The following is a 14,410-nucleotide window of genomic DNA, read 5'->3' on the forward strand; positions in this document are numbered from 1 at the left end:
CGCAACGGGCGATCGGCTGCGCAACCCCGACCAGCTCCGCCGATCGCCCGTTGCTCCACCCGCGCCACTCGGCGTACAAAACCCCGAGACTCTAACTGCTGTTGGATGAATGTTCGGTGGCAGGTCATGCGGCCTGATCTGATTCACTGGCCTCATGATATCGAAGCCGGATGATCTTCCATTGGACCTTGAGAGTGCCCTGGCGGCGATGCAGGCCGAGCGTAAGGCGCGGCTGCGAGCCGAGGCGGTGGCTGCCAGTGTGCGGGCGGAGCTGTCGGACAACGAGGCGCTGATCGCGCACCTTGAGCTGCGGATCGAGAAGCTCAAACGCCTGTATGGGCCGCGCTCCGAGCGCACCGCGCGGCTGCTCGAGCAGTTGGAACTGAAGCTCGAGGAACTCGCCACCACGGCGAGCGAGGATGTTGCCGCGCAGGCTGCAGCACCGAAGAGTGCTGCGCTTCAAGGCCTAGAGGATCGATCTATCGCCCCCATCCCATCATCATCGTTTACCTCATACGCCGTGCACTTCGCGCACTCCTTCGCCCAACTAGAGGCCCGGCAAAAGTATATCATTCCGCATATTTGAAATATCAATTCTCAAGAACAACGGAATCCGACGGAGACCAGCAAAGGCGCACCTTCGATGCCGGCTCTGGTCGCGAATGGGCGCGGGCTGATACCATCTTGGCCGTGATGCTCAGACCGTTTTCGGTGTTGATCGTCACTCGCGTCATGCCGCCAATGAACGAGCTACTTACGACTTCGCCGCTCAAGACATTGTCGCCTTCCGCGGTATTCTCATCAAGCTTGGAGATCCTTACTTTCTCCGGTCGTACCATTACGAGATGCTCTGACTTTTCGATTCTCTCTGCTTTGGGCACAAGTATGAACCGATCCTCGGCGATTTTCATCCGGTCATTGCCAATTACCCGACCGCTAATCAAATTCGACTCGCCAATAAACTCCGCAACGAATCGGCTGCGTGGTTGGAAGTACAACTCATCGGGGGAGCCGAGCTGAACGATTTGGCCGCCGCTCAACAAGCAGATGCGGTCGGACATGTTGAGCGCCTCTTCTTGATCGTGGGTCACATAAATGATAGTCGTACCCAATTCTTTGTGGAGGCGTTTGATTTCACCTTGCATCTGCTCACGAAGGTTTTTGTCCAATGCGCCCAACGGCTCGTCCATCATGATAATGGCCGGCGAATAAACGATACAGCGCGCAATGCCGACGCGTTGCTGCTGACCGCCTGACAACTGACGTGGTTTGCGATCTTCGAGGCCACGAAGGCCGACACGATCAAGCGACTCCATCACTTTTGCACGAATCGCTTTGGGATGTTCGCGGCGCACGCGCAGCGGGTAAGCAACATTTTCGAAGACCGTCATGTGTGGCATGAGTGCATAGTTTTGGAACACCATGCCGATCCCCCTCTCACGCGGAGGCATTCGGGTAATATCCCGCTCGTCCAGCAAAATCGTGCCAGTGGTGGGTCCTATCGCTCCGGCTATTAGATTGAGCAATGTGGTCTTGCCCGAACCCGACGGACCAAGCAGTGTCAGAAATTCACCTTTGTCCACAGTCAGATCGATCGGATGCAACGCCGTGACCGGACCATACGTCTTCGATGTGCCTCTCAGGGTGATCGCGTGGGCTGAATGATCGGCAAGAACCTTGGCGTCGCCCATACGGCTTATCTCCCTACGGATGCGGCGTTTGGCGAAAGGCAGACGCCGTTGATCTTTGTTGCCAGTTTCGCCGCCTGTGTAGACCGAATAGCTCAAAGCTTTCTCTTTCCTGAGTTGAAGGGATTACGTCAATCGATGCACTGGTCGAGCGACTACATCTTCGGAACTGCGCCGACTAACGCTCTCCCTCGAGTGGTGCCCCTCTTCTTAGTGCGATCGCGACGATGCAAACCAAGAGAGAAACTGCCATCAGAAAGCTGGATACTGCAGCTATGACCGGCGACACCTCCCATTGAAGAGCACCGAACATTTTCACGGGCAGGGTTATTGTGTTCGGGCCGGCCAAAAAAGAAGATATCACTACCTCATCAAACGAAATCAGAAACGCAAACAACGCGGAACTTACCAGCGACGGAATCAATTGCGGCAAAACAACCGTAACAAACATTCTGATCGGCCCAGCTCCCATCAGCTCGGCGCCAAACTCCAAGTTTGGGTCTAATTTTACCACGCCCGCGATAATCATTAGGACAACGAATGGCAGCGCTACAGTGACATGCCCTAGTACTAATGAAATCATGGTTCCGCTAAGTCCGGCGTAAGAAAAGCAGAGATACAATCCAAGCGCCGCAACAACGGTTGGGACCACGAAAGGGCTCATAATTACGCCGGTCACGAGGCGCTTGCCAACGAAGTTATGGCGCGCGATCCAATAGCCGGCAGGAACACCGGTAAGCATCGCAATTGCCATGGCTGCAAGCGCAATCTTGATACTCTCGAAAAGTGGTCCCCGCCAACCGGACGTAAAGAAGAAGATCTTGAACAAGTCGAGCGAATAGTCCTGGGGCGGAAAAGCCAATGTATTCGCGGGACCGAAGGCCATTGGAACTGTCACCACCAGCGGAGCCAACAACCCAATGTATATGATGACCGCGAGCGCCGTGCCAAAGACCCGGTAACGCTGCGAATGCGAATCACGGATTTTAGACACGAGCCCCCCCTATACCCTTTCGCTGCCGCCAGAACGCCAGCGGCGTGCCAAAAACAGAAATCATCGCGAGCAACACGACGCTGATGGCTGCCGCCCTAGGCCAATCTAACACCTGCCGGTTGTAGAAATCGACCAGGTTAGAAAGCATCTGATCCCTCGGGCCTCCTAACAAGGATGGAACGATGTAAGCTCCCAAGGAATAAACGAATGTTGTAAAAAGTCCGGCTAGTATGCCCGGCAAGCTCAAGGGAATGGTGATTGTCCGAAGTATACGCGCTGGCTTGGCACCCATGATTGAGGCTGCTCGATACACGGAATCGTCAATGGCGAGCACGCTAGCCAGAATTGGGAATACGGCTATTGGAACGAGAGAGTTCGTCAGGCCGACAAAAAGACCTATTCGGTTGAGTACAAGTGGCAGTTGGATTTTTGTGTTAAAAAGCCAACTGAGGATGCCGTTGAGTATCCCATCTCGCCCCAAGATGATCGTAAATGCGAAGCACTTCACCAGAATACTTGTCCACAAAGGTAACAGCACAAGCACCAGCAAAATTGTTCTGCGCCGCGCAGTTTGACGGGCCAGATGCACCGCGACGATGAATGCAAGAAACACACTCAAAACAGACGATGCGACGGCAATAACCAACGTTGTACCAAGCGTACGCCTGAAGAGGCTGCTTGATGCAATTTCGCGATACTCATGCAAGGACAGACTAGTGCCATGCACGCTTGTGTACAGGATAAAAAATAGCGGTGGCAGCATTATCGTGGCCGCCAAGAGGACGGCTGGAGACATGAATATAGCTTGCGCACCAATGGTGCTGCTTCGGTTCATAAGGATCTTCCTCAGAGACAAACGCAGTTTAGCAACGGGATAGGCCGGACAGACCCGTCCCGAGCTGGGCTAGGAAAACATTAAGTCTGAATCCACTCCTTGAAACGAGATTGAACCTTCTCGTAGTTATCTGACCAGTACGGGTCACTGATCACCAAGTTCTTGGGATCGCGGAGGTTTGGTTGCCATTTGCGCGCCGCTTCCGACAACATTGCGCCGGCTTTCATGGATACCGGAATTAGGCCAACGGCCTCCTCTAGCCGTGCTTGAACCTCAGGTCGCACTAAGTAAGCGAGGAGTTTCATCCCGTTTGCCTTGTTTGGCGCCCCTTTGATCACTACAAACTGGTCGGTGAAAATCAGGGTTTGGTCCAAGGAAAAGGCCATCGGTTTTCCACCGCCACGCTCCATCGTCGCCTTAACTCGATTACTATAGGTCATGCTGAAATCGACCTCGCCTGTTTGTAAGAGGGAGATGGATTGAGTGGTCGTCGCTGGCCACGCGGCAATACTAGGTTTGATCCGCCCGAGCACCTTAAACGCGCGATCCACATCCAGAGGATAGATGTCCTTCGGTGCCACGCCATCGCCGAGCAGCGCGGTCTCCAGAGTACTGGGGCCGTCAGGTCTCAGAGCGCGCCGCCCGGGAAATGCTTTTATGTCGAAGAACTCGGCAAAATTAGCTGGATGCTGCCTAGGTCCGAATTTCTCGGGATCCCACGCTATTCCCTGTGCGTATAGCTGAGCCGTGACGACATCTCTGGTAGGTGGAACTACCAGATCCGACAGATCGAACATAGACGGATCAAGCTTTTCCCAATAGCCTTGCTTTGATCCAAATTGGGCGTCCGTGCCTGGCAAATTGACAACATCCCACTCGACATTCCCCGTCAGCAACTGAGCTTTGATTTTTGCCATGTTCGGCATAGGCACGATATTGACCTTAATGCCTGTCTCCTCAGTGAACGGCGTCAATACCGTCCTTGTAACGTTTTCTTGGTAACTGCCGCCCGTCGATGTCAGCGTGACAATATCAGAGTCAGCAAACGCGCCGGAGGTCTTCATAACCATCGGCGCCACAATCGCTCGGCTCGCGCAGGCGAGAAAGGAACGTCGTGACACTGTTGAGAATGGACGTCTATTCATCAATGTTCTCCCATTTCTACTGGTTGCAATTCTAACAAGCCGCATGGCACTCGAGCGATTTGCATCACTGCCGAGCTCGAACGTCATATCGTCGTTCGAGCGGTCTGGCGGACCCACCGACTTTGTGCTTCGCCTTCCTCCGCCCAGCTTCCATCGACCGCCATTGCACAGGTCGTTGCCCCTTAGGCGCAGCCACTTTGGCGCCCTCTCGCTGAAGCCTCATGCCAGATCGTTAATTCGGTGCGATTGTCTGCCGTCGTCAACGTGGCAGACGAAGCAGCCCGAGCAACGAGAGGGGCCACTCTATTTCCCAGCGTTTCCTTGTTATTGCGGCAACTGCGCCTCGAATCCTCGAATTCACTTTCTAAGCGTACAAGTCGCCCACAGGCGCATTTGGGCATAATGGCGCCCTCTATTACCGAAATTCTGCGAGTGTGTTGCAGATTTCGATCCTTTCATGCGGCCAAGTGCGCATGCTCTCGTCGACGCTTCGTTCGAAGGGTATCCCTCCATTTGAGGGTCGCCTTGTTTGCCGGACGCGAGCGCCGCAGGTCCCAGGGGTAATCCTAGGAGAAGCGCTATGACGATTTCGCGGGCAGAGGTGATCACATCAGTCGAGCGTCGGCGTCGGTGGTCGCAGGATGAGAAGAACGGCTGGTTGCAGCATCGCTCGAGCCCGGAGCCACTGTTTCCGAGGTGGCTCGCATGCCCGGCCTTCATGTGAGTCAGCTATTCAGCTGGCGCAAGGAGCTTTGCAAAAACGGTAAGACGAGCATAGCGCCGTTTGCGCCGGTCGAGATTGGGCCCTCCGTGTCGCCGCGGGATGTGGCCGAAGCGCCATTGACGACGGCGCCAGCGCATCGACGGAGGAGCCAGAGCATCATCGAGATTGATCTTGGTGGCGGACACCGCATCCGGGTCGATGACGACGTTGATGGAGGCGCGCTGCGTCAAGTTCTCGATGCTCTGGTGGGCCGATGATCCCGGTTCCGACAGGCGCGCGGTGTGGCGCGCGACAGGCTACACGAGTATGCGCAGAGGCCGGTCATCTGTTCGTCTTCCGCGGTCGCCGCAGCGATCTTGTGAAGATGATATGGCACGATAGCCAGGGAGCATCGCCGCGTCCGCGCGCACGCCCAATCAGGCGGTCTCCGCCTATCCGTACTTCGAAGGATGGGCGTGATCGGTGTATTCGCCTGTTGGGCGTCCGTCGATTCCGTCGGAAGAGCCGCTGTCAGGGTCCCGTTGCGAACAGTTGCTGAGCAAGAAGTTCGTTTGGCAAACGCGCGCTGCGAACGAAGCCGCGCCTCGAGTCCTCCTGACGTCTTCTGCGAACGCACTGCCGTATCCTTGCGGCCTATCCGACGCGGCCTCAATCAGACTGCAACGCTTACATTGAGCGGACGCGCAGACAGAGAGGAAGCGCTTAGCCGCCGCCAGCCAGCCTTGGAACCCACCTGCGCATACTATCGAAGAGAGTTTCTGCTAGATTGGAATATTGTCGTATGTAAAGAGGTCCGGGCTCACGCCGCAGTCGAGTGGTCCTTCGTTCGCTCGGCTGGCTTCGGGATCGAGGCCCTCGTCCATAGTATCGCCAGTAGTCTCGTTAGAAGAACTGTATCTCAGTAGTCGCCCGTTAAGAAGCCGGATTGAGCTGGGCCGGACAGGCGAGCGTTCGCCATAGGAATCCCAGGAACAGGCCCAAGAGTTGTTTGAGCCAGGCGAGGATGCGGCGGAAGTTGTGACCGACGGCCGAGAGGATGACGTTGGCGGCATCGCCGGCACGGCCTTTGAGGTAGCAGCGGCCGAGGTGACCTTCGGCCTTCAGGTGTCCGATGATGGGCTCGATAGCGGAGCGGCGGCGCAGTTCGCGCTTAATGGCGCCGAAGACACCGCGCTTCTGTCCGGAGATGAAGCGCGCCGTGGATTTTGTGCGTCGTGGCCACGATAGCCTTTGTCGACATAGGCGCGCTCGATTGGACAGCCGGTGAGTGTCTCGGTGCGGTCGATGACGTCCCGCAAGGTGTGACCGTCGTAGGGGTTGTCGGGCAGTGCCTTGGCGTGCAGCACGAACAGGCCGCCGGGAGCCCGGCGGTTGTTGGTGACGATGGAGGCCTTCACGCCGAACTCGTAAGGCGCGGCGGCCTTGCCCTTGCCGATGCACTCCACCTCTGGGGCGTGGAAGGAATAGAGGTTCCAGCCACGCTGGCGCTGCTGCTGCGAGCGGATCTGGCTGGCTCAGCCAAGCGGAAGCGCGAACGTCTCCTCCTGTGCTGGCTGGCCCTCGATCTTGCGACGGATGTCGCGGACGATCCGGCCCAGCCGGCTGCGCAGGATACGCAACTGCCGCTGATGCCGCCCGAACTGTTTGGCATGAGCGTAGCGACCCGCCATCATTGCGGCTGCCTTGGCCACGCAAGCATAGGATTGCCGCAGCCTGACGCCGTGCTGTCTCGCCAGGCGGTTGAGCCCCCTGATCGCCGCATGCAAGAGCTTGGCGTCGGTCGGGAAGCTGATGGCCTTTGGCTGCACCGTGGTGTCGACCGTGACCCGCTTGAGGTCCTGGCTGCGCAACGCGCCGGCCTCATGCGCCACCCGCAGGCTCTCAGCCAGCAGAAGCTCCAGCTTGTCGCCGAGCCGCTTGCGCCAATGGCTCAGGTCCGAACGCTCGTGCGTAAAAGTGTGCTGGAAGAACTCTTCGCCGGTGAAGAACTGGAAATACGGGTCGTGGACCCAGCGCTCGCACACCCCCTCATCGGACAGCCCGTAAATGTGCTTGAGCAGCAAAAGCCCGATCATGAAGCGGGTCTCGATCCCGGGCCGGCCGTTCTCGCTGTAGAGCGGAGCGATCTCGCCGTCGATCCAGTCCCAGTCGACCTTGCCGGCGAGCAGAACCAGCTCGTGCTTCATGTTGATGATCTGGTCCAGCCGCGCCCGGAACAGATCACTTGATCCCGTCGTCTTGTGCTTCTTCGGTCGCATCGTCCTCTCCGATGCACCATAGAATCACGGCTCACGGCAAAGGGGAAGCCACGAACGAATTTGCAGGGTTTGCAGGTCTCAACCCTCCAATCCCTGCAATCTCAAACGGCTCTGAACTGGAAAAATAGATTCCTGCTCAATCGTTTAGAACCTTGTTCACGGGCGACTCAGTAACGGTTGCGAATGGTCACCTGTGCATCGCGTGCGCCATCTTGCTGCCTCTGACAACTCCGCGCGAAGTCGCTGCGATTGTCCTCGCTCTTTGGACCGCGGATTATGTCGCATAGCTGGGCAGCACGCTGGTCGTCGGCGACCGATAAAGGCTGATTGTCGCAGCCGGCCTTTCTGGACGCGCTAACGGAGAAGTGCGGGCTGCTGCAGAGGTGATTGGCATTAAGGCCGAACGCCTTATGGACATCATTGTGGCGCTATGGTCCGCGGCCGCTCATGGCGAGACGAGCCCTTTGGAAACGGCAGAGCGCAAGGCTAGCCCGTGACGACCAGGAGAGGGGGCAGCGCGGCTGAGTCGTGCATTCCGAGCGACGTGGCTAGGCTCAGATAAGGGCTTCCACCTTTCAACTCCCTGGAGCTTCGCAGTCACGGCTGGCGAGTCCAGGAAGTCTACTCCCGGGCGCCTCGACGCGCCGGTCGATGACCTCGTCACGGCCATCCGCATCAGCGATGAGTCGAACAGCTGGTCGGGCGAGCGAGCGACCCACCCTAACTTTGGATCGATGCCACCTACATGAAGGTGGGCCACAGCGAGCGAATCATATTCCCCATCATTCGCCGTCGTCGTCAACACAGTTGCCCGCGCGAGACTTCCGGCATCGAGATCGGCACCTTAGAGGTTGAGCCGATCTGGCGGGAGTCCTGCGCAAGCTTCCCCTCCGCGGACCAAGGAGGTGCCCGATTGACTCAGCCTTTATCAGCATCGTTCTCGCTAGGCGACGCCCCGGCCATTCGCAGCGCCCTTCGCCTAACAGATCCGGCCGAAGGCGGCCGAAGCTCGCTGCCGTTCTCGACAATGTCGCTCCGGACGCATTCTCCAAAATGACGATCCCCAAGCAGCACATCAGCAGCCAAGGACAATCATCCAGCTGGGAAGCAATTCCGGTTAGCCGTGGCGAGGCTTAGAAACGCGCGCCATTTGCGCTCCTATAGATTTGTTACATGGATTTGCGGTCGCTGGTTCTGGTTCCATTTGCAATTCAACGCACGCTCGATCTGGGCCGAAAGTTGTAGCAGCAGCCCATCCTCAGCTTGGCGGGTAAAGGCATGAACACCTAGTGGTAATCCATTTTCGTCCATGGCAATTGGAACCGAAACGCCGGGGGATCCACAAATGTTAGCCATCACCGCATATGGATAGAGTCTCCAGCTATTGAAGAACCACTCATCTGCAGAAATCTTGTCATTCATTGTCGTGAAATCAGTGCCAAGCTTATGCGTGGGCATCGTCATGATCGGCGTCAGGATCACGTCCCAACTCTCGAAGAACTCACCCAATGTGCGGGAGATTTGGTTGTAAATGACTGGAATTTGCTCCTGTGCATCGGATCGTCTTTCAATACCCGCCTCCCAAATTTTAGCGGTCACTGGCTCAACCATCGGAACGCTCGGTCGAACGTGGCCCTTGAGTTTGAGCAGCCGGTTGAGCAGCCGCGAAGTTCGGGTCATGGAATTGGCAGTCGAGACTGAATAAAAAGCGCGGAAATCGACGCCCGGAGTACACCACTCTACATGATGGCCTAGTTGTTCAAGGAAGCGGCCTGCGCGCTGAAGCTCACTTGCGATGTGCGGAGTGGCCCGAAACTCGCCCCATTCGTGCGAGATTGCAATCTTTAGCTTCGGCGGATCGCGTTTGATCTGTTCAAGATAGGGCTGCGCCGGGAGCCAATAAGGCGTGAACTCACCAGCCGCCCCACCGCGACAGGCATCGATGAAACCGGCTATATCGCGCACGCTACGGCTGATGCAACCATTCGCGGAGGTTAACGCCGTCAGATCAGACCCTTGGGGCGCGGCAGAGAACACACCGCGTGAAGGCTTGAAACCGATGCCTCCATTGATCCCAGCGGGCACGCGGGTTGAGCCACCGCCGTCACTTGCGTGTGAAATTGGGATCGCGCCACTGGCTACAATAGGCCCACTTCCGACTGAAGACCCGCCCGTTACATAGTCTATATTCCATGGATTCCTCGAAATATAGACCGCTGGATTCTCGGCGGAGTCGCTCAAGCCGAACTCGGACGTTGCCGCGCGGCCAATGATGTTTAACCCCGCCTTGCGCATCTTGGTGGTCAGAAAACTGTCGTTGGGCGCAATGTTGCCTTGCATCAAGAAGGAACCCATCTCCTGCTTGCGGCCTTTGAGCGTGGGACCAAGATCCTTGATAAGGCAGGGCACACCAGCGAATAGGCCCTCGGGATTCATCCCGTCCTTGACCGGCTGGTCGACAACATCCTCGAATACCTCGATAACCGCATTGATGGACGGGTTCACCTTAGCGATGCCAGCTGCAGCCTGACACGCCAATTCGCGGGGCGTCGCATGCTTCTTTCGAACGAGTTCAGCCAAGCCTATGGCGTCGTATCGGCTCCACTCTTCCCAATTCATCAAGAGACCTGGCGTAGACTCGTGACGTTTCATATTGGCTACCATCCATAGAGCTGATCAATGCGGGCCGCATCTAGCAGATGCACATGCATAAATGTAAGGACACTGCGATGTGAAGGAACGGAAAACTTGACCCAAACGTGAAGAAATCCTGCGAAATGATCGTCATATGCTTTTTTTCGAGCAACCAACATACGATTGCTCGCTAGAGTTCGCTCCAGCGCTGGCTGTTCAATCCACGGATCGCATCGGTCGGAGAGGTGATGACTTCGGGTGCACCGTGGTATCGACCGTGAGCCGCTTGACGACGAGATCGCGCAGCTCCAGAGCGAGATCGGCCGGCTGAGTCTCGGCACCCTCTCCATGATAGGATTGCTGTTGCTCAAGCAAATCTATGGGCCTTATCGACTTTGCCGGCGAGCCCGGTTTCGTCATCGTGTGCTTTCTTCGGCCGCGTCACCCCTCCAACGCGGACAGGGAATTATGCCTCGTGCTGAAAAGAACTCGCGAAAGCGAAATTGCAAGTCTCGAGACTCACAAGCTCAAAACCTTGTAGTCTCAAAATAAGCCGCCCGCCAAAACGACGATTCCAGAACACACGCTCGGTCGGCATCTTAACGGATGACCTATCCTGCTCTTACATCAGCCCACCGGTCTTGCCGACCGCGGCGACGCATCGCGGGAAAATTTCGGAGTCTCGCATGCCGGCGTTCCAGATAGAGCGTCGCCCTGCTCCGAATTCCGCTACGCCCTCATGCCAAGCGCTGAACTGAGCCGACCAATTTGCGTATCCCAAGCGCCGTCGCGAAGCTCCATAGCCTTGGCGCGTTCTGACCAGAGATGCAGGTTTGTGTCGACAACGTAGCCCATACCTCCGTGCAATTGGTGGGCAGTTAGTGTAGCGAACTTGTATGCCTCGTTTGCCTTCAGCTTGGCGATGGACGTTTCACGCTCAGCGATTCGACCGGCTCCCACAAGCGCAACAGCTTGGTATGCTGCCAGCTGCGCTCCCTCCGCAGCGATATGCATGTTGGCGACGTGGTGTTGCGCTGCCTGAAAGCTAGCGATCGGTCGGCCGAATTGATGCCGATCCTTGATATATCGGACGGTTTGGTCGATGACAGCCCGAGCTCCACCGATCATATCCATGCAATGTAGCGCAGTCGTGGCGTTGGAGATCCAACGCAAATGGGCATGGTTCAGACCTTCGGTGCCAGCGAAGACATTCGCGGAGTCTATCCGCACACCGTCGAGATTGACGCGGTTCTGGTTATCACGTGCAAACGTGGATCTTCGCTGGGTCGACAGCACCTCCCGCGGGAGGAGGAGCGTGACATCATGGGCCGGTCCGGAGGTATCCCGGGCTCGCGCGGTCGTGAGAAGCATGTCGGCCACGTCTGCATTCGGTACGAAGTCAAGAGATCCACTGAGCTCCCATTTTGAACCCTGCCGTTCTGCGCGGATCGACGGCGTGATATTCGAGCTGTCCCCTGGGTCGGCGAGCGCGATCGTTCCGATCATCTCTCCCGCCGCCACCTTCGGCATCAACTCCAGGAGTTGAGGAGCGCTCGTGAGACGAGAGACTGCCAGACCGAATTCGAGCGTGCTGTATACGATTGTTGGACAAAGAGCGCGACCGCCCTCTTCGTAAACAAGCCCCAGATCGAACAGCGTGCCGCCTCCGCCGCCCACGTCGTTCGGGAGAGCTAGACCAAACACCCCACTCTGGGCAAGGCGATCCCAAAGACGGCGCGGCTTAGGATCGGCGCTCGGATCCTGGAGCTGCCGAACCAGGGAGGGCGGGCACTCGCGATCGAATAGCCGTCGGATCGAGCTTGCGAATTCCTTCTGCTCGTCAGAAAGTAAAACCTTCATGTGCTGTTTCTTCCCGTAACGTGAAATTCGCACAAATCAGCTGCGGCGAGATCTACCGTAACTCGGCATTCCGTACCCGCGCTGCGCGATGATGTCGCGCAAAACTTCATTCGTTCCGCCAGCAAAGCGTATCTCCGGTGCGTAGCGGTAGAGCCGCTCAGAATCTCCATGTCCAGGCGCGCCAGGATCGCGCCAGCTCAGCTGTCCGCAGATGCCAAAAATCTGCATGCCATAGTCGGCGATCTTCTGGCGGAGTTCGCTGGTATATATCTTCTGAGAAGTGAGCGTTGCCGTAGGAATTTCGCCATTATCTATGAGCGACGCCGCACGCAGGCCGTAGAGCAGCGCGACCTCTACGTCGGCGTCAAGCTCTGCGAGACGCTGTTGGACGCTTGGTCTCTCGATGAGACGAACACCTCCGACTAGGTCGGCCCGACAAACTTCGATCAAGTCGTCAACCTCTCGCCGAAGATCCCCGCCCGTTGACACGGCACTGCGCTCCAGAGTGAGCGCGCCAGTTATATACCCCCAGCCCTTATTGACTTCGCCGATCAGATTGCGGCGGGGGACCCGAACATCAGTAAAGAACACCTGGTTGGTTCGATAATCGCTCCAGCAAATCAGCGGCTGTACGTCGATCCCTTTTGTACTGATCGGGACCATGATCACGGAGATCCCCTGGTGCTTAGGCGCATTCGGATCCGTGCGGACGCAGAGCCACAGGTGAGAGGCACCATGCGCATTGCTGGTCCAAATCTTCGATCCATTGATTACCCACTCGTCACCATCGAGTTCAGCCCGCGTCCTCAGGCTCGCCAAGTCCGTTCCGGCGTCAGGCTCCGAATACCCTACTGCAACGACAAACTCTCCGTGGGTAATTCCAGGTATGAAGTCCTCCTTGTTTTCTTCAGTTCCATATTGCATGATCATCGGAGCGATCGACAAATAGGTCGTATCGGCGGGCACTACTTTGGCGTAATCAAACTCGCTCGCCATGATGTGCAACTCGATGGCCCCCTTAGCCAGACCGCCGTATTCTTTCGGCCACGTCAGGCCCCACCAACCCTTCTGGCCGACCTTTCTGCGGAACGCCCGAGCCTCCGGCCCGAAACGCAGCTTGCCTTCAAGATCGCGTTCACGCTCAAGCTCAGGGGTGACGCTCTCGCGGAGAAAAGCGCGAATCTCGTCGCGCCACCGGCGCTGAGTATCCGTTAGCTCGAAATCCAATGACTAACTCCTATTCAAGAGATTCAACGCGGCGCACACACACTATTACAGGAGCAGGGATGTAAACTGCAAAAGTTCATTTCGAACCGCAGGAATTCTGCGAAGACTGTCCTTTGGAAGCGAGCGTATTGCGCTCATCGCAGGCTCCCTTGAATATCTATCGCAGTACTGCGCCGCGGTGCGATAAAACCCCGCTAACTGCGGGCTGTAGCTGGCCAACCCGCCTAAGGGAACGTAGGCACCAGAGGCGTAGAATGCTGGCATTTTCGCCCTGGCCACCAAAGCTACAATCTCGGGTCTCGTATGAGGTTTCGCTGTGGCATTCGTGGGAATGGGGCTTCGAGTTGACTTCCGCTCGAACGCTGCCACAGTCTCCTGGGTACGCATCCGATGGGCGTCGTCTTGCGTGCCAGCGTGGTAACGTCGCGAAGCGTGTCACCTTAATTCTAGCTTAAGGTGTGATGCGGGTCGAGACTTGGGCGGACTGAAGCCGTGGCGGGCTGACCTCAGGATGACCAGGCGCATATTGTCGAGGAAACGTTGGCGCCAAGCACGCACGAAGGTGACTGAGGTTGCCCGTCGCAACGGGATAGCGACGAGCGTGGTGCTCACCTGACGTCGGCAGGCTTGACCGTCGTACAATTGAACCACGTTTTGAATCGGTCCGGATCGTCGCGGAAGCGATAGAGGCAACTTCGAAGTAAGCGCCCGGTCATGACATAGCCGGGCGCTTACACTTCCAAGTTCTTGCCTACCGAAGATGACCGGGCGCGACCTGTGGCAGCCGGTCGGATTGGATTGATCGAGATCGATTTTGGTAACCGGCGACGCATCGCGCGGACGCGCACGTCGACCCAGAGGCGCTGGCACGACTACTCGAGGTGCTTGAGCGCCGATGATTGCAATATCGGACAATTTATACCAATCCGCGGAGGTGCTGACTCACGGCGGGCATTCCCAAATCAGAGGATCGATGATTCAACATGGCAACTGGAGGGAGTTGCCATGGGCCAACCGATTGCGGTTCGAACGGATTTTGCAGCGG

Annotated in this window: 8 protein-coding genes and 2 pseudogenes; 2 read left to right on the top strand and 8 right to left on the bottom strand. The window is 57.1% G+C overall.

The features are described from left to right. Positions 1-154: 154 nt before the first annotated feature. Positions 155-451 (top strand): annotated as a pseudogene (locus FNJ47_RS37460) (IS66 family transposase); the annotation flags it as partial. Positions 452-590: 139 nt separating this feature from the next. On the opposite strand, the gene FNJ47_RS37465 reads toward FNJ47_RS37460, so the two are convergent. The 4 genes from FNJ47_RS37465 to FNJ47_RS37480 all read right to left on the bottom strand — a co-directional run bounded on the left by FNJ47_RS37465 (position 591) and on the right by FNJ47_RS37480 (position 4,662). Continuing rightward, on the bottom strand, positions 591-1,787 hold the full coding sequence (locus FNJ47_RS37465) for an ABC transporter ATP-binding protein (RefSeq protein WP_206685388.1): 1,197 nt from the start codon (positions 1,785-1,787) through the stop codon (positions 591-593). A gap of 79 nt (positions 1,788-1,866) precedes the next feature. Next, the gene (locus FNJ47_RS37470) at positions 1,867-2,682 is read right to left on the bottom strand and encodes an ABC transporter permease subunit (RefSeq protein WP_163160877.1); all 816 of its coding nucleotides are present in this window, start codon (positions 2,680-2,682) and stop codon (positions 1,867-1,869) included. Continuing rightward, positions 2,675-3,517, bottom strand: a complete 843-nt coding sequence (locus FNJ47_RS37475) for an ABC transporter permease (RefSeq protein ID WP_163160878.1) — start codon at positions 3,515-3,517, stop codon at positions 2,675-2,677. The genes FNJ47_RS37470 and FNJ47_RS37475 overlap by 8 nt, the downstream gene beginning before the upstream one ends. Before the next feature lie 80 nt (positions 3,518-3,597). Further along, on the bottom strand, positions 3,598-4,662 hold the full coding sequence (locus FNJ47_RS37480) for an ABC transporter substrate-binding protein (protein ID WP_163160879.1): 1,065 nt from the start codon (positions 4,660-4,662) through the stop codon (positions 3,598-3,600). A gap of 705 nt (positions 4,663-5,367) precedes the next feature. Here FNJ47_RS37480 and FNJ47_RS54840 point away from each other — a divergent pair. Further along, positions 5,368-5,643: a hypothetical protein gene (locus FNJ47_RS54840; RefSeq protein ID WP_488226102.1), complete on the top strand. Its 276-nt coding sequence runs from the start codon at positions 5,368-5,370 to the stop codon at positions 5,641-5,643. A 655-nt stretch (positions 5,644-6,298) separates the two neighbouring features. On the opposite strand, the pseudogene FNJ47_RS37495 reads toward FNJ47_RS54840, so the two are convergent. From FNJ47_RS37495 to FNJ47_RS37510, 4 genes and pseudogenes are all read right to left on the bottom strand, one after another. Then, a pseudogene (locus tag FNJ47_RS37495) lies at positions 6,299-7,644 on the bottom strand (IS5 family transposase). A gap of 1,158 nt (positions 7,645-8,802) precedes the next feature. Then, a complete protein-coding gene (locus tag FNJ47_RS37500; RefSeq protein ID WP_236000316.1) occupies positions 8,803-10,296 on the bottom strand; it encodes an amidase in 1,494 nt (497 codons plus the stop codon). Positions 10,297-11,007: 711 nt separating this feature from the next. Further along, the gene (locus tag FNJ47_RS37505; RefSeq protein WP_163160880.1) at positions 11,008-12,138 is read right to left on the bottom strand and encodes an acyl-CoA dehydrogenase family protein; all 1,131 of its coding nucleotides are present in this window, start codon (positions 12,136-12,138) and stop codon (positions 11,008-11,010) included. Between the two features lie 36 nt (positions 12,139-12,174). Beyond that, positions 12,175-13,365, bottom strand: coding sequence for an acyl-CoA dehydrogenase family protein (locus FNJ47_RS37510; protein WP_163160881.1), 1,191 nt, complete (start codon positions 13,363-13,365; stop codon positions 12,175-12,177). Between the last annotated feature and the right edge of the window lie 1,045 nt (positions 13,366-14,410).

Source organism: Bradyrhizobium uaiense, from assembly GCF_010811875.1.
GTDB lineage: Bacteria > Pseudomonadota > Alphaproteobacteria > Rhizobiales > Xanthobacteraceae > Bradyrhizobium > Bradyrhizobium uaiense.